This is a genomic window from Microbacterium terrae (genome assembly GCF_017831975.1).
In the GTDB taxonomy this organism is placed as follows: Bacteria; Actinomycetota; Actinomycetes; order Actinomycetales; family Microbacteriaceae; genus Microbacterium; species Microbacterium terrae.
In genome coordinates this window covers 282,546-298,375 of sequence record NZ_JAFDSS010000001.1, presented here as the reverse complement: position 1 = coordinate 298,375, position 15,830 = coordinate 282,546, and the positions used below count along the sequence as shown (strand labels likewise).

Annotated in this window: 12 protein-coding genes; 4 read left to right on the top strand and 8 right to left on the bottom strand. The window is 72.6% G+C overall.

All coding sequences use genetic code 11. The features are described from left to right. The first annotated feature begins 30 nt into the window (after positions 1-30). Positions 31-789 carry a class I SAM-dependent methyltransferase gene (locus tag JOD63_RS01325; RefSeq protein ID WP_045277126.1) on the top strand — a complete coding sequence of 253 codons (759 nt, stop codon included), beginning with the start codon at positions 31-33 and terminating at the stop codon, positions 787-789. A 56-nt stretch (positions 790-845) separates the two neighbouring features. On the opposite strand, the gene JOD63_RS01320 is transcribed toward JOD63_RS01325, so the two are convergent. The 3 genes from JOD63_RS01320 to JOD63_RS01310 are packed head-to-tail and all read right to left on the bottom strand — an operon-like array spanning position 846 to position 4,062. After that, complete coding sequence (locus tag JOD63_RS01320; protein ID WP_045277125.1) at positions 846-1,709, bottom strand: polyphosphate kinase 2 family protein; 864 nt, start codon at positions 1,707-1,709, stop codon at positions 846-848. Between the two features lie 51 nt (positions 1,710-1,760). Beyond that, the gene (menD, locus tag JOD63_RS01315; protein WP_045277124.1) at positions 1,761-3,575 is read right to left on the bottom strand and encodes a 2-succinyl-5-enolpyruvyl-6-hydroxy-3-cyclohexene-1-carboxylic-acid synthase; all 1,815 of its coding nucleotides are present in this window, start codon (positions 3,573-3,575) and stop codon (positions 1,761-1,763) included. A 1-nt stretch (position 3,576) separates the two neighbouring features. Continuing rightward, positions 3,577-4,062 carry a PLD nuclease N-terminal domain-containing protein gene (locus JOD63_RS01310; protein WP_211088022.1) on the bottom strand — a complete coding sequence of 162 codons (486 nt, stop codon included), beginning with the start codon at positions 4,060-4,062 and terminating at the stop codon, positions 3,577-3,579. A 116-nt stretch (positions 4,063-4,178) separates the two neighbouring features. Between JOD63_RS01310 and JOD63_RS01305 the strand changes: the two genes are divergently transcribed. Next, entirely contained in the window at positions 4,179-4,535 is a 357-nt protein-coding gene (locus tag JOD63_RS01305; protein ID WP_045277122.1) for a DUF4229 domain-containing protein, read from the top strand. 13 nt (positions 4,536-4,548) lie between these two features. Here JOD63_RS01305 and JOD63_RS01300 read toward each other — a convergent pair whose 3' ends face one another. From JOD63_RS01300 to JOD63_RS01285, 4 genes are all read right to left on the bottom strand, one after another. Beyond that, positions 4,549-5,076 carry a DUF4260 family protein gene (locus tag JOD63_RS01300; RefSeq protein ID WP_084613757.1) on the bottom strand — a complete coding sequence of 176 codons (528 nt, stop codon included), beginning with the start codon at positions 5,074-5,076 and terminating at the stop codon, positions 4,549-4,551. Between the two features lie 19 nt (positions 5,077-5,095). Continuing rightward, complete coding sequence (locus tag JOD63_RS01295; RefSeq protein WP_211088021.1) at positions 5,096-6,076, bottom strand: 1,4-dihydroxy-2-naphthoate polyprenyltransferase; 981 nt, start codon at positions 6,074-6,076, stop codon at positions 5,096-5,098. A gap of 74 nt (positions 6,077-6,150) precedes the next feature. Next, a complete protein-coding gene (locus JOD63_RS01290) occupies positions 6,151-7,305 on the bottom strand; it encodes an AMP-binding protein (protein ID WP_045277120.1) in 1,155 nt (384 codons plus the stop codon). A gap of 106 nt (positions 7,306-7,411) precedes the next feature. After that, a complete protein-coding gene (locus JOD63_RS01285) occupies positions 7,412-8,320 on the bottom strand; it encodes a 1,4-dihydroxy-2-naphthoyl-CoA synthase (protein ID WP_084613755.1) in 909 nt (302 codons plus the stop codon). Between the two features lie 75 nt (positions 8,321-8,395). On the opposite strand from JOD63_RS01285, the gene JOD63_RS01280 reads away from it, so the two are divergent. Both JOD63_RS01280 and JOD63_RS01275 read left to right on the top strand, forming a co-directional pair. After that, positions 8,396-8,956 carry a hypothetical protein gene (locus tag JOD63_RS01280; protein WP_045277119.1) on the top strand — a complete coding sequence of 187 codons (561 nt, stop codon included), beginning with the start codon at positions 8,396-8,398 and terminating at the stop codon, positions 8,954-8,956. 4 nt (positions 8,957-8,960) lie between these two features. Continuing rightward, entirely contained in the window at positions 8,961-12,038 is a 3,078-nt protein-coding gene (locus tag JOD63_RS01275) for an ATP-binding cassette domain-containing protein (protein ID WP_045277118.1), read from the top strand. 18 nt (positions 12,039-12,056) lie between these two features. On the opposite strand, the gene metH is transcribed toward JOD63_RS01275, so the two are convergent. Beyond that, complete coding sequence (gene metH / locus JOD63_RS01270; protein WP_211088020.1) at positions 12,057-15,722, bottom strand: methionine synthase; 3,666 nt, start codon at positions 15,720-15,722, stop codon at positions 12,057-12,059. Between the last annotated feature and the right edge of the window lie 108 nt (positions 15,723-15,830).

Sequence of the window (15,830 nt, the reverse complement as noted above, 5' to 3'; positions counted from 1 at the left end):
ATCAGACGACACCCGGCGTAGGATCCGGTCATGTCGTTCGACGTGGCCGCGGAGGCCTACGACAGCTTCATGGGCCGGTTCTCGATGCCGCTCGCAGACATCTTCGTCGACTGGGCGAGGCTGCCCACGAGCGGCCGCGCCCTCGACGTCGGCTGCGGCACGGGCGCGCTGACCGCCGTACTCGCGCACCGGTTCGGCGAGACCGAGGTCGCCGGGGTCGAACCCTCGGCGTCGTTCGTCGATGCGACCGCCGCCCGGTTCCCGTGGGCCGACATCCGGCATGGCACTGCCGAGCAGCTGCCCTTCGACGACCATCTGTTCACGGCGACGCTCGCGCAGCTCGTCGTGCATTTCATGACGGATGCCGCGGCCGGCGTGCGCGAGATGGTGCGCGTCACCCGCCCGGGCGGAGTCGTGGCGGCGTGCGTCTGGGACGTCGAGAACGACCGCGCCCCGCATGCGGTCTTCCTCGCGGCAGCCCATGCCGAGACCGGGGGCTCGCTCGAGGCGCCGCGCATCGGCACCCGTCGGGGCGACCTGCGCCGACTCCTGGAGGGCGCCGGGTGCCGCGATGTCGAAGACGGCGAGATCTCGGTGACCTCCGGCTACCGGGGATTCGATGAGTGGTGGGCGTCGCAGACCCTGAAGGTGGGGCCGTCGGCCGTTGCACTGGCGGGTCTCGACGACGACGGCATCGCGCGCGTGCGCGCCGCGACGCGCGCGCACTGGCCCGACGGCCCGTTCACGGTCACCGGCACCGCGTGGGTCGCACGCGGGGTCGCTCCCTGAGAGCGAGGCGTCTCGGGTCTGTCGCTCCGCTCGTTCGCGGAGCGAGACGAAGCGCGTCAGCTTGCGGCGAGCCGAGCCTTCTCGGCAGCGACGTCGAAGGTCGCGACCGGCCACTTCGGATCGATGTCCTCCAGCGCCTCGAGCAGCAGGTGCTGCACGGCGAGACGCGCGTACCACTTGCGGTCGGCGGGCACCACGTGCCACGGCGCCCAGGTGGTCGAGGTGCGCTCGAACACGGTCTGATACGCCGCCATGTACGCCGGCCACAGCTCGCGCTCGTCGACGTCGCCCGGGTTGTACTTCCAGTGCTTGTCGGGGCGGTCGAGGCGCTCCCCCAGTCGTCGCTTCTGCTCGTCGGGCGAGATGTGCAGCATCACCTTGACCACGCGCGTCCCGCCGTCGACGAGCCGCTTCTCGAACTCGTTGATCGCACCGTAGCGTCGCTCGATCTCGGCTGCCGGCGCGAGCTCGCGCACCCGCCCGATCAGCACATCCTCGTAGTGCGAGCGGTCGAAGACGCCGATCAGCCCGGGTTCGGGCACCCGCTGCTCGATGCGCCACAGGAAGTCGTGGGCGAGCTCTTCGGGCGTCGGCTTCTTGAATGCCGCGAGCGAGACGCCCTGCGGATCGACCGAGCCGACGACGTGCCGGATGATGCCGCCCTTCCCCGCTGAGTCCATCGCCTGCAGCACCAGGAGCACTGAGGCATCCGTCGCATCCACACGACTCTCGGCGAACAGCCGCTCCTGGTACTCGTCGAGCTGGAGCGCTCCGGTGCCGAGGTCTTCGGCGGCCCGCACCTTGTCTTTGTCGTAGCCCGGCGTCGAGCGGGGGTCGACGTCGGCGAGGCGGAAGCCGTCGCCGACGCGGAGGAGGTCGGCCACATCGCCGGTCCAGTGGTGCTGGCTCTTCGCAATCATGGAGCCATGATGCCAGCGCCGAGCCGTCGGCGCTCGACCTCGCGGGCGCCGTCAGCGCTCGAGCGGAACCTCGATGATCTGGCATCCGCCCACCGGTGACGTGAGCGCCTGATCGAGCGCGGAACGCGTCGTGACCCGCTGGTACTCCCAGCCGTAGGCGAGGGCGAGCTGCTCGATCCGCACCGACTGCGGCGTATACATCACGCGATCGAGATCGTCGGATGCCGCCACCTGCGCGACCTCCAGCCCGTCGAAGATCGTGCCGCCGCCGTCGTTCCCGACGACCACCTGGATGCGCGGCTGCGTCTCCTGCGGCGGCAGCAGCAGCGCGCCGACGTCGTGCAGCAGCGCGAGGTCGCCGAGGATCACCCGCGTGACGCCGGGTGCTCCGCGCGACTGGCTCGCCACGGCGACGCCGATCGCGGTCGCGACGGTGCCGTCGATGCCGGCGAGACCGCGATTCGCGTGCACCGGCACCTTCTTGCCGGGGAGCACCGCATCGGCCACGCGCACCAGGCTCGACGAGCCGAACATCAGCCGGTCGTGGGGCCAGGTCGCCCGCCAGACGGCGTCGACGAGTGTCTTGCGATCGAGGGGCGCGCGGATCACGGCGAGCTCGGTGGCGATCGCTCCGAGCCGCTCGTCGGGCACCGCGGACGAGAGGGCGTCGGCGTCGGGGGCGGGTGGCGTGAGGTCGACGGACGCCGCTCGGGATGCCGCCCACCAGGCGCCGATCCAGCCGCGGTCACCGTCGCCGGATGCGACCCGCACCTTCTCGACCGGCACGGTCGCCCCGTTGAGGTTGAGCGGCTCGCCCGGGCCGCGCAGGGCGACGACCTCGACGCCCGGATCGGTGAGGAGCGCGGTGACCTCGCGGCTCAGCGTCGGATGCCCGAACACGACGGCGCGCTCGATGCGTCCGCCGAGCTCGGGGTCGCGCAGCAGGGTGCGGTAGCCGTGCACGAGGTTGCGTCCGTACCGGGCGCCGCTCACGACTTCGGCGATGAGCGGCCACGCCCCGAGGTGCGCGGTCTCCTCAGCATCGGCGCCCGCGCCCGCGCCGGCGATCACGACGGTGCGCGGGCCCCGCTCGAGCACGTACGGCTCGTCGTCGCAGCCGGGCGGCACGTCGGACTCGCCGATCCCGCCGCCGCCCTGGTAGAGCGCCCCGGAGGACTCGTCCTCGACGACCTCGTCGACCGGCGGGCCGACGGGGTCGGCATCCGTCGTCGTCACCGACAGCTCTGCGGCGGGCATGCCGAGCCAGTCCGGCAGCGCCCCGGCGAGGGGCTCGCGATAGGGCAGGTTCAGGTGCACCGGACCCGGGGAGCGCAATCCGGCGCCGAGTGCTGCGGCGATCGCATCGTGCGCGACGATGCGGAGCATCGCACTCTGCTCGGAGTCGCCGACCGGGTCGACGTCGTCGGGCACGGGGAGGTCGGCCTCGTAGCGCACCGCCGCGGCGAACAGCCCCGGCTGGCGCGTGGTCTGGTTGGCCCCGACCCCGCGGAGCTCGGGCGGACGGTCGGCGGTGAGCAGCAGCAGGGGCACCCCGGAGTGGTGCGCCTCGAGCGCCGCCGGCAGCAGGTTGGCCACTGCCGTGCCCGACGTGCACACGACCGCCGCGGGCATGCCGCTCTCGCGTGCGATGCCGAGCGCGGTGAAGCCGGCGACCCGCTCGTCGATGCGCACATGCACGTGGAGCACGCCGCGGCGCTCGAACTCCGCGGCGACCAGGGCGAGCGACTGCGACCGCGACCCGGGGCTCAGCACGAGGTCGGAGACGCCGAGCTCGACGAGCCGGCCGAGCAGCGCCGACGCAGCATCGGTAGCCGCGGACGCGAGCGCCCGCCGGTCGCCCGTCACGTCAGCCGACCGCGCCGCGCTGACCGCGCGTGTCGTCGCCTTCGTCGGCCGGACGCTTGGGCGGCTCGGTCTTGTCGCCGGTCGTCCCGGCGGACTCCGCGGCGCCGGTCGCACCCGACTCGGGTGCAGCGGGGGTCGCAGCGGGGCCGTGCGCCGACTGCCGCGGGTCGTCGTCTTCGGCGTCGAGCTGGGCGAGCTCCTCCTCCAGGCGGCGGATGCGCTCGTCCTGGTCACTGAGCACGCCGATGGTTCCGAGGAACTCGGGGTCGTCGTCGGGGGCGCGACGGGCGGCGACCGCCGACGCGCGCGCGCGGCCGACGGCGAGCCAGAGGATTCCGCCGAGGACCGGCAGCAGCACCACGATCGCGATCCACGCGGGCTTGGTCACACCCCGATGGCGGGTCGGCGGCTGCACCGCGCAATCGACGATGGTGAAGACCCAGAAGACGGTCGCCACCAGCGCCACGATCAACAGCACCCGTGCCATCCCTCCATCCTAGGCGGGCTGAGAGCGACGTGCGCGGTCGTGACCGAACCGACGCGATCGGCGCCCGACGCGCCGCTCGGCCGAAGCGGCGCCACGGGCGAACGTAGGATGGTCGGGTGAAAGCGCGCTCGGCCCTCCTGTTCACCGTGCTGCGACTGCTGGTCTTCCTCGTTCCGTTCGGGCTGCTCATGCTGCTGCCGATCATGCGTGAGTACTACTGGCTCGCGGCGATCTTCGCCGCCCTCATCGGGCTGAGCCTGTCGGTGCTCTTCCTGCGCCGCCCGCTCGCCGACATGACCTCGGGCATGGCTCCGCGGCCACCGAAGCCGACGCCCACGTCGCGCGACGAAGACGTCGAGGATGCCGCGGCCGATGCCGCCGCAGGCACGGGCGCGGGCGCGGGCGCGGTGTCCGCAGCCGGCGACTCGGCAGCACCGGCTTCCGACGCGACCGAAGGCGACTCCCCGCGCTGAGCACGGGGAGATCTCAGCGCTGAGCGCGACCGCTCTTCGCGCGACCGATCCACCCCAGGTGGGTGTGCTCGAACGCGTCGGGGAGCTTCAGCCCGTACCCGAGCGCCCGGTCGACGCCGATGTGGAACGCCCAGGTGAGCGCGATCAGTCCGAGCCACCACGCAGCCGGAGCCGAGAACACCAGCCAGATCGCCGCGCAGGCGGCGAGGATCGCGGGGCCGAGATAGCTGTGCACCAGGTTGTACGAGACGGCCCCCGCGCGGGTCGAGCGCAGATAGCCGAGCATCGACAGGTCGAACAGCAGGAACGCCGCGAGCAGCACCCACCACCACCCCGGGTAGAGCACGACCGCGGCGATCATCGCGGCGAGCGCGATCGCACCGTTCTCGACACGCTGCACCACGACAGGACCCGAGACGTCGGTACCGGGATGCACCGCCTCGTCGGCTCGGATCTCGTCGGCCTCGGCCGCGTTGAGCGCCTCGGCGGACAGCGCGGAAGCGGCGTCAGGGGTCGGCGATGCGGCATCCGGAGCAGTCATGCCGCCAGGCTAGACCCGCTCAGCCGACGAAGGCCCATGCGAGGAGGATCGCGTACCCGAGCGAGGTGAGCGAGGTCACGCTGAGTGCGACGACGAGCTCCTTCGGCTGCCGGTACGTCCAGACGATCAGGATCGCGGCGAGCGCACCGAGCAGCGCGATGAGCGTGAGCCAGGCGATCGGGTAGAACAGCGCGAGGAACACCGAGATCGCGAACGGCACGAGCACGAAGACCGTGAAGAGCCACCGCGTCGCGGTGCGACCGATGAGCACCGTGAGGGTGCGCTTGCCGGCGACGCGATCCTGGTCGATGTCGCGCAGGTTGTTGGCGAGCAGCACCGCGCAGGCGAACAGCCCTGCCGCGACCGCACCGAACCACGCCTCCTGCGGCAGTGCGAGCGCCTGCACCCACGTCGTGCCGAGCGTGGCGACCAGCCCGAAGAAGACGAAGACGAACAGCTCGCCCAGCCCCGCGTACCCGTACGGACGCTTGCCGCCGGTGTAGAACCACGCGGCCACGATGCAGACCGCGCCGACCGCGATCAGCCACCACTGCTGGGTGCGCACGGTGATCGCGAGCCCCGCCACCGCGGCGATCCCGAAGAACACCAGCGCGACGATCAGCACCGTCCGGGGCTTCGCCTTGCGGCTCGCCGTGAGGCGCGCTGGGCCGACCCGGTGGTCGTCGGTGCCGCGGATGCCGTCGCTGTAGTCGTTCGCGTAGTTGACGCCGATCTGCAGCGCGACGGCGACGGCGAGGCAGCAGAGCGCGATCACCCAGTGGAAGGCGTCGGCCACGACCATCGCCGCGCCGGTGCCGATCGTGACGGGAGCGATGGCGAGCGGCAGGGTGCGCAGGCGCGCGGCGCCGACCCAGTCGCCGAACGTCGCCGGCTCGACGTGCCGCGGGTCGCGCGACTCCTGACGCTTCTGCGGGTTGCCGCGCGTCGGCTGCTTCTTCGGACCCGGGTGCTTTCGCTTCTTGCTGGAGGTGCCTGCCACGAATCGCATCCTAGATCCTCGGCGTATGCGTGCCGCCCAGCCGTGCCCTGCTGTGGACAGCCGGTCGCGCAGTGTCAGTGGATCGCCGCGACGGCGCGGCGGATCTGCTCACGGTCGGGCTTGCCCGACGGCAGCGTCGGCAGCTCGTCGACGAGCACCATGCGGGCCGGGCGCGCATGCGGGCCGATCTCTGCGCCCACGGCGTGCCGCGCCTCTTCGAGCTGCACCGATTCGCTGCGGCGAAGCGCCTCGCCGCGCGGGGCGACGATGACGGATGCCTCGCCCCAACGCGGGTCGTCGACCCCGATCACGACCGCCGACGCCAGCCCAGGGACCGTCCGCACCACGCGCTCGACGCGGTCGAGCGAGATGTTCACGCCTCCCGAGACGATGACGTTGTCGATGCGGCCGCGCACCCGCAGCGTGCCGTCTTCGATCAGTCCGGCATCCCCGGTGCGGTACCAGCGTGTTCCGTCCGCACCCCGGTGGAACGCGGCATCCGTCAGGTCGGCGTCGCCGAGGTACCCGTCGGCGAGCGTCGGACCGGCGATGTTCACCTCGCCGTCGATGATGCGCACCGAGACGCCGCGCAGGGTCTTGCCGTCGTAGACGCAGCCGCCGCTCGTCTCGGTCGATCCGTAGGTGCGGATGACCCGCGCTCCCGCGGCCTCGGCGCGTTCGAGCGTCACCGGCGGGAGGGCCTGACCGCCGACGAGGATCGTCTCGAACGACCGCAGCGCGGTGAGCACCGCCGTGTCGTGCTCGGCGGCATCGAGCAGTCGCGTGAGCTGGGCGGGGACGAGTGAGGTGTACGTGGGCACGCGCCGGCCGTGCTCGGACGAGACCATCATCAGCGCGGCGGCCGCGAACGCCTGCGGCGTGAAGGCTCCCGAGAGGATGGCCGGCTCACGCCCGGCGACGAGGGCCCGCACGAGCACCTGGAGTCCCGCGACGTAGCTCGCCGGGAGCGCGAGCAGCCACGCGCCTTCGCCGATCCGCTCGGCCGTCGCCATGGCGCTCGAGGTGAGGGCATCGCGGCTGAGCACGACGCTCTTGGGGATGCCGGTCGACCCCGAGGTCGTGACGACCACCGCGGTCCCGGCCCGCACCTCCCCTGGCAGGTCGTTCACGAGGCCGAGGCTGAGGGCGGGTCCGGCGCCGTGCAGAGCGCTGCGGAGCCCCCGCAGGATGTCTCGGGGATCGTCGCCGAGCGCGGGTTCGAGTCTCATCGCCGTGCCGCGATCGGGCGAGTCCGTCGCGCATTCGCGAACACCCCACCGAGCGACCGGACCGCAGCCCGGATCTCAGGAGTCGTGCGCCCCCACGAAGTCGGCATCAGTACTGCCACGGGTAGGGCGACCAGTCGGGATCGCGCTTCTCGAGGAACGAGTCGCGGCCCTCGACCGCCTCGTCGGTGCCGTACGCGAGCCGTGTGGCCTCTCCGGCGAAGACCTGCTGTCCGACGAGACCGTCGTCGACCGCGTTGAACGCGAACTTCAGCATGCGGATCGCGGTCGGGCTCTTCGTCAGGATCGTGCGGGCCATCGACAGCGCCTCGCGCTCGAGATCGGCGTGCGGTACGACGCGGTTCACCGCCCCCATCTCGTACGCGCGCTGGGCCGAGTACTCCTCGGCGAGGAAGAACACCTCGCGTGCGAACTTCTGGCCGATCTGACGCGCGAAGTAGGCCGAGCCGTACCCCGCGTCGAACGAGCCGACGTCGGCGTCGGTCTGCTTGAACCGACCGTGCTCGGCGCTCGCGATCGACATGTCGCACACGACGTGCAGCGAGTGGCCGCCCCCGGCGGCCCATCCCGGGATCACCGCGATGACGACCTTGGGCATGAAGCGGATGAGGCGCTGCACCTCGAGGATGTGCAGTCGGCCGGCGCGGGCCGGGTCGGGGGCTGCGGCGTCGTCGGCGGCGTAGGTGTAGCCGTCACGGCCGCGGATGCGCTGGTCGCCCCCCGAGCAGAACGCCCAGCCGCCGTCCTTCGGGCTCGGGCCGTTGCCGGTGAGCAGCACGACCCCGATGCGCGGGTCCTGGCGCGCGATGTCGAGGGCGCGGTAGAGCTCGTCGACAGTGTGCGGCCGGAAGGCGTTGCGCACCTCGGGTCGATCGAACGCGATGCGAGCGATGCGGCCGTCGTGCGAGACGTGCGCGGTGATGTCGGTGTACCCGCCGTCGGGGGCGCCGGCTGCCGGCATCCATTCGTTCTCGTCGAAGATGTCGGAAACACTCACCGGGACAGCCTACGACCGCCACCGCGGCGCGTCATCTGGAAGAGGCGACGGATGCCGACGCCGTAGCCTGGATCGGTGACCCAGACTTCTCGCGCCGTGGCGCTCGCCGCGGCATCCGCTGCACTGATCCTCTCGCTCGCCGCCTGTTCCCCCGCCGCCGACACCGGCGCTTCCGCGACGGCGACGCCGGAGCCGGCGCAGTCCGCGTCGGCCGACGGACTGTGCGCCGGCGACGAAGGCGTGGGCGTCATCGTCGACGCGGGCAACCTCGCGGACGCCGACACGATCGCCCTCGAGGCGTGCGTCTTCGCCGATGACACCCTCGCGGTGGCCGATGCCCTGCAGACGCTCGGCGTCGAGACCGAGGGCACCGTCGAGTACGGCGACCAGGCGCTGTGCCGCGTGGACGGACTGCCGTCGGCCGACGAGCCGCTCGGCTCGACCGAAGACCCGGCGTACATCGAGGAGTGCGCGTCGATGGCACCCGCCTTCGGCTACTGGGCGCTGTGGGTCAAGCCCGCGGGCGGCGAGTGGGACTACGCCCAGGAGGGTGTGTCGACCCTGCAGCTCGAGCCCGGCGACGCCGTGGAGCTGCTCTTCACCCTCGACGGCGAGCCGGCCGCGCCGACCTCGTGACGCCATGACCCTGCGGCCCGGACCCCTGCGCGCCGCGGCGTTCCTCGCCGCCGGCTTCGTCGTGGTCCGGGTCGCGTACCGCGTGCTGTTCCACGGCGCCGACGGGTCGGGTGCGGTTCTGCTGCCGCTGCCCGCGGTGCGCCTGCCGGCGCCGTTCGCGCACGTCGTGATGTTCGGGCCGGTGACGGTCGACGGGCTCGCAGCCGCAGCCGCGAGCGCAGTGCCCATCGCGGCGACGATTCTCGCGTTCGGCGTGCTGAGCGCCCTGGTCGACCTACCGCGCCTCATCGTGCGGGTGTCGGCGCGCGGCCCCTTCAGCGGCCTCGGCCGAGCCCTCGCGATCGCGTGGACGACGCTGCCGGCCCTCGCCGACGCGGCACGGGCGGTGCGGTTCGCGCAGCGGCTGCGCGGCGAGCGCGCCGGAGTGCGGATGCTGTCGCCCCTGCTCGAACGCACCCTGGAGCGCGCCGCCGCGGTGGCGGCGACCCTCGAGGTGCGCGGATTCGCCGGCCGCGGGCTCGACGGCGACTGCGCGACCGCCGTCGATGCGCGCGACGTGGTGCTGGGGTTCGGCACCGCTCCTCCCCGTCCGCCGCACCGGGTCGCGGGCGCGGACGGCGCATCGGCGCGGTCCCGGGACGGGGAAGCGTCGCCTGAGGGGTCGGGCGGGGTCCCAGTCGGGTTCGGCCTGGCGGTCGAACGGATGGCCCTCGCGCCGGGAACGCTGACCCTCCTCACGGGCCCCACGGGATCGGGCAAGTCCACGCTGCTGCGGGCGCTGGCGGGTCTGCACTCCCATGTCGACGGCGGCTGGATCGCCGGCGGTCTCGCCGTCGTCGGGCACGACCGGCGCGCCGTGCCCCCGCGCGACCTCGCACAGCGGGTCGGCGTCGTGCCGCAGCATCCGCGCGACGGGTTCGCCACCGAGCACGCGCGCGACGAGATCGCGCTCGCGCCGGCCCTGCGCGGCGTCGCTCCCGTGATCGTCGCGGCCCGCGTCACCGAGGTCGCCGAGCGGGTCGGGATCATGTCGCTCCTCGACAGACCCACCCGCGGTCTGTCGGCAGGCGAGTCGACCCTGGTCGCCATCGCCGCAGCGATCGTCGAGCATCCGATCCTCCTGCTGATCGATGAGCCGCTCGCCGACCTCGAATCCGACGCCCGCGACCGCATCGTCGCACTGCTCGACGCCCTGGCGCACGATGCCGGCATCTGCGTGGTGGTGGCCGAGCACCGCACCGCCGCGCTCCTCGCCGTGGCCGACGAGCACCTGCGGATCGCGGACGGAACGGTCCGACCCGACGGGGTCACCGCGGCCGACGAACACCCGCCGATCCCGGACGGGACGGTCCGCCCGGCTGCGCCAGCGGCGGATGCCCCGACCACCCACCACTCACGCGCAGCCGAAGGCACGACCGCCCACCCGGCGGCGGCCCTCCCGTCGGGCGACGACGCACCGCGGTCCGCACTGCGCGCGGAGTCGCTGACGGTGCGACACCGCGACCTCGTCGCCGTCGATGCGGTGTCGATCGAGTTGGACGCCGGCGAGTTCGTCGTCCTCGTCGGCCCCAACGGCGCGGGGAAGTCGAGCCTGCTCGCCGCCCTCGCACTGGACTCGGGCATCGAGGCGGACGGCCGCGTCGCCCTGGTGCCCGACAACTCCGACGACCTGTTCGTCCACAACACGGTCGCCGCCGAGTGCGCCCGCGCCGACAGACGGGCGCGCCGGGCGTCGCGCGGCTCGAGTCCCCTCGGCCGCCCGGGCTCGACCGCCGACCGATTCGCCGGGTTCCTGGGGCTCGATCCGGCGGGCCCGGCGGCCGCGGGGCGGCTCTCGCGGCATCCGCGCGACCTCTCCGTCGGCGAGCGCCGGCTGCTCGCCCTGTCGGTGCAGCTCGCAGGCGACCCGGCCGTCGTTCTCGTCGACGAGCCCACGCGCGGGCTCGATCCGGTCGCCCGCGCCTCGGTGCTCGCGGCGCTGCGGTCGCTGCCGGCCGCGGGCGTCGCCGTGCTGGTCGCGTCGCACGAGCCCGACGTCGCCGCCGGCGCAGACCGCGTGCTCGTGATGCGCGCGGGAACCCTCTCCTCCGCGCAGCATCATCCGGTCTCGCCCGGACCCCGTGACGAAACTCCACGGATCTCGGCCCTGAACAGCTCGACACGCCGCGATTCGGTGCCTGCCGCCCCCGGAGAGGTGGAGTTTCTGCCACCGCGGCCCGCGCCCCCGGCGCGGCCGGAGGGCATCACCCTCCGCGCCGCAGCGCTGCGGCCCCGCGCCGCAGCGCCGCTGGCGCTCGCAGCGGCGAACCTCGTCGCCCTCGCCGCGTTCACCTGGCCGCTCGTGGCGACGGCGGTGCCCGATCAGGCCGAGGCCGCGGTGCCGGTCGCCGCCCTCGCGCTGATCCCGCTCGCCGTGCTCGTCGTGGTGGCGACCCTCGACGGCCGCGTGCGGTCGGCGCACATGCTGGCGCTGCTCGGCACGCTCGCCGCGATCGGGGCAGCCGTGCGCATCGCGAGCACGGGCGTCGGCGGGGTCGAGGCCGTGTTCATCCTGCTGATCCTCGCGGGCCGCGCCTTCGGCGCACGGTTCGGGATGCTGCTCGGCATGGCCGCGATCGCCCTGTCGACGCTGGTCACCGGCACGTTCGGGCCGTGGACCCCGTTCCAGATGTTCGCGTGCGCGTGGGTGGGGGCCGGCGCGGGTCTCCTCCCCCGCGGCATCCGCGGGCGGGCCGAGATCGCGATGCTCTGCGTCTACGGAGTCGTGTCGTCGTACCTGTTCGGCCTGCTCATGAACCTGTGGTTCTGGCCGTTCGCGGTCGGATACGGCACGGGCATCTCGTACGACGGAGACGCCCCGGTCGGTGTGAACCTCGCGAGCTTCCTGCTGTACTCGCTGGTCTCGTCGACCCTCAGCTGGGACACCCTGCGCGCGATCACCTCGGTGATCGGCATCGTCGTCGTCGGGCGCCCGGTGCTCGCCGCGCTCCGGCGCTCGAAGCCGCTCGCCGCGTCGGTGACCGAACCGCCCGTGCGACGGATGCCGCATCGGTCGCACACCACCGCTGCCACCTCGCCCTGACGATGGCTGCGTCGCGCCTCAGACCGAGAAGTACTTCGCCTCGGGGTGGTGGAAGACGAAGGCGTCCGTCGACTGCTCGGGGTGCAGCTGCAGCTCCTCGCTGAGCTCGACGCCCATGCGCTCGGGGCGCAGCAGCTCGACCACCTTGCGGCGGTCCTCCATGTCGGGGCACGCGGGGTAGCCGAGCGAGAACCGAGCGCCGCGGTACTCCAGTTTGAACAGCCCGGCGGTGTCGTTCGGGTCTTCTGCGGCGAAGCCCAGCTCGGACCGGATGCGCGCGTGCCAGAACTCGGCGAGCGCCTCGGTGAGCTGCATCACGAGCCCGTTGAGCTCGTAGTAGTCGCGGTACCTGTCTTCGGCGAAGAGCTTCGCGGTGACGGCATCGATCGCCGCACCGGCGGTGACGAGCTGCACCGGCAGCACGTCGACCGTGCCCGACTCGCGTGAGCGGACGAAGTCCGAGAGGCACAGGTGCCGGTCGCGCCGCTGGCGCGGGAAGTGGAAGCGCAGGCGCTCGGTGCCGACCGCGCCACCCGACCCGCCGTCGGGCGCGAGCAGCCCCGGCACGCCGAGGGCTCCCGACGCATCGTCGCCGTGGTGGAGCACGATCAGGTCATCGCCCTCCGACACCACCGGGAAGTACCCGTACGCCACCGACGCGTCGAGCATGCCCTCGGCGAGGATGCGGTCGAGCCAGTACCGCAGCCGCGGCCGACCCTCGGTCTCGACGAGCTGCTCGTACGACAGGCCGTCCTCGCCGCGGCCCGGCTTGAGGCCCCACTGACCCATGAAGGTCGCCCGCTCGTCGAGGAACGCGGCGTAGTCGGCGAGCGCGATGCCGCGGGCGATCCGGGTGCCCCAGAAGGGCGGCGCCGGCACGGCGTTGTCGGCAGCCACGTCGGACCGGGCGGGCATCGCCTCGGGCTCGGTCAGCGTGAGGCGCGACCCCGGCGCGTGGCGCCGCTTCTTCAGCGGCGGCAGCCCGACCTCGTCGGGTTCGGCCCCGCGCGCGATCCGCACGAGCGGCTCCATGAGCGCCAGGCCCTCGAACGCGTCGCGGGCGTAGCGCACCTGCCCGTCGAAGAGTCCGGCGAGGTCCTCCTCCACGTACGCGCGGGTCAGCGCGGCGCCGCCGAGGATGACCGGCCACTTCGTGCCGAGTCCCCGGGCGGTGAGCTCCTGCAGGTTCTCCTTCATCACGACCGTCGACTTCACCAGCAGCCCCGACATGCCGATCACGTCGGCGTCGTGCTCCTCGGCCGCCGCGATGATGTCGGCGATCGGCTGTTTGATGCCGAGGTTGATCACGTCGTAGCCGTTGTTGGTGAGGATGATGTCGACCAGGTTCTTGCCGATGTCGTGCACATCGCCGCGCACCGTCGCGAGCACGATCGTGCCCTTGCCCGAGGCATCCGACTTCTCCATGTACGGCTCGAGCAGGGCGACCGCCGTCTTCATCACCTCGGCCGACTGCAGCACGAACGGCAGCTGCATCTCGCCCGAGCCGAACCGCTCGCCGACGACCTTCATGCCCTCGAGCAGCTGGTCGTTGATGATCTGGAGCGCGCTCATGCCGTCGGCGCGGGCGAGGTCGAGGTCGGTCTCGAGCCCCTTCGCCTCGCCGTCGATGATGCGGCGCTGCAGGCGCTCCCCCACCGGGAGGGCGGCGAGCTCGGCCGCGCGCTGGTCGCGCAGCGCCGCGGTGTCGACGCCGGCGAAGATGTCGAGCATGCGGGCGAGCGGGTCGTACGTCACGCCGCCGTCCGCGTCGTACTCCCGGCGGTCCCACACAAGATCGAGGGCGACCTGGCGCTGCTCGTCGGAGATCGAGGCGAGCGGAACGATCTTGGCCGCGTCGATGATGCCCGACGTGAGCCCGGCCTCGACCGCCTCGTGGAGGAAGACCGAGTTGAGCACCGAGCGCGCCGCCGGGTTGAGACCGAACGACACATTCGAGACGCCGAGCGTGGTGTTGATGCCCGGGTACTTCGCGCTGATCGCACGGATCGCCTCGATGGTCTCGATGGCGTCGCGGCGGGTCTCCTCCTGGCCGGTCGCGATCGGGAAGGTCAGTGCGTCGACGATGATGTCGTCGACCCGCATGCCCCACTCGCCGACCAGCTCGTCGATGAGTCGCGAGGCGATGCGCACCTTGTCGTCGGTGGTGCGCGCCTGCCCCTGCTCGTCGATCGTGAGCGCGACGACGGCGGTGCCGTGCTCCTTCACGAGCGGCATGATGCGCCCGAACCGCGACGTCGGCCCATCGCCGTCTTCGTAGTTGACCGAGTTGACGACGGGTCGGCCGCCGATGAGCTCGAGACCCGCCTGGATCACGGCGGGCTCGGTCGAGTCGATCACGAGGGGAAGAGTGGATGCCGACGCGAAGCGCGACACCACCTCGCGGATGTCGTCCACGCCGTCGCGGCCGACGTAGTCGACGCAGACGTCGAGCAGGTGTGCGCCCACGCGGATCTGGTTGCGGGCGATCTCGACGCAGTCGTCGAAGCGGCCCTCGAGCATCGCCTCGCGGAAGGCCTTCGACCCGTTCGCGTTGGTCCGCTCGCCGATGGCGAGGTACGAGGCATCCTGCCGGAACGGCACGTGCTGGTAGAGCGACGCGACGCCCGCCTCGATCTCGACGACGCGCTCCTCGACGGGCTCGGGGACCGCGACAGGCTCGGCGGCGGGGGCGCGGTACGGCTCGAGCCGCTCGACGACCGCGGCGAGGTGCTCGGGCGTCGTGCCGCAGCATCCGCCGATGAGTCCGAGTCCGAACTCCTTCACGAACTGCTCGTGCGCGGTGGCGAGCTCGGCCGGCGACAGCGGGTAGTGCGCGCCGTCGGCGCCGAGCACCGGCAGGCCGGCGTTGGGCATGCAGGCGATCGCGACCGACGAGTGCTTCGAGAGGTGCCGCAGGTGCTCGCTCATCTCGGCGGGGCCGGTCGCGCAGTTGAGGCCGATCGCGTCGACGCCGAGCGGTTCGAGGGCGGTCAGCGCCGCGCCGATCTCCGAGCCCATCAGCATGGTGCCGGTCGTCTCGACGGTCACCTCGACGAAGATCGGGAGACGGATGCCGCGGGCGACGATCGCCTGCTTGCAGCCGTTGACCGCGGCCTTGGTCTGCAGCAGGTCCTGCGAGGTCTCGACGAGGAACGCATCCGCCCCGCCGTCGATGAGTCCTTCGGCCTGGAGCGCGAAGGTCTGCTTGAGGTGGTCGTAGGTGGTGTGGCCGAGGCTCGGCAGCTTCGTGCCCGGGCCCATCGACCCGAGCACCCAGCGCAGGCGGCCGTCGGCGGCCTCGGCCGCCTCGGCGCGCTCGCGTGCGATGCGCGCACCGCGCTCGGCGAGGTCGGCGATGCGGTCGTCGATGTCGTAATCCGACAGGTTCGACCAGTTCGCGCCGAACGTGTTCGTCTCGACGGCGTCGACGCCGACGGCGTAGTACGCGTCGTGGATGGCGGCCACCACGTCGGGCCGCGTCTCGTTGAGGATCTCGTTGCAGCCCTCGAGGCCGAGGAAGTCGACGTCGATCGACAGGTCGTGACGCTGCAGCATCGTGCCCATCGCGCCATCGGCGATGACCACGCGGCGCGCGAGCGCATCGAGCAGGGCCTGCGCCCGCGCCGGGCGGGCGACGCCCTCGATGTCGAGGTCGAATCGGGGGGCGGGAGCGGTGCCGGTCACCCGCGCGAGTCTAGTCGCGGCCGGTGCGGGACCGGCCCGGATGACCCCTGGCGTCCCGGTCCCGACCGCCGCGCTCAGCCGGCAGCGGGCTCAGCGCTGCGGCGGCTC

Excerpts from the sequence above, each read along its gene's own strand:
- JOD63_RS01325 (WP_045277126.1), top strand. The coding sequence starts at position 31 with ATGTCGTTCGACGTGGCCGCGGAGGCCTACGACAGCTTCATGGGCCGG.
- JOD63_RS01320 (WP_045277125.1), bottom strand. The coding sequence starts at position 1,709 with ATGATTGCGAAGAGCCAGCACCACTGGACCGGCGATGTGGCCGACCTC.
- JOD63_RS01310 (WP_211088022.1), bottom strand. The coding sequence starts at position 4,062 with ATGGCACGGGTGCTGTTGATCGTGGCGCTGGTGGCGACCGTCTTCTGG.
- JOD63_RS01300 (WP_084613757.1), bottom strand. The coding sequence starts at position 5,076 with ATGACTGCTCCGGATGCCGCATCGCCGACCCCTGACGCCGCTTCCGCG.
- JOD63_RS01290 (WP_045277120.1), bottom strand. The coding sequence starts at position 7,305 with ATGAGACTCGAACCCGCGCTCGGCGACGATCCCCGAGACATCCTGCGG.
- JOD63_RS01275 (WP_045277118.1), top strand. The coding sequence starts at position 8,961 with ATGACCCTGCGGCCCGGACCCCTGCGCGCCGCGGCGTTCCTCGCCGCC.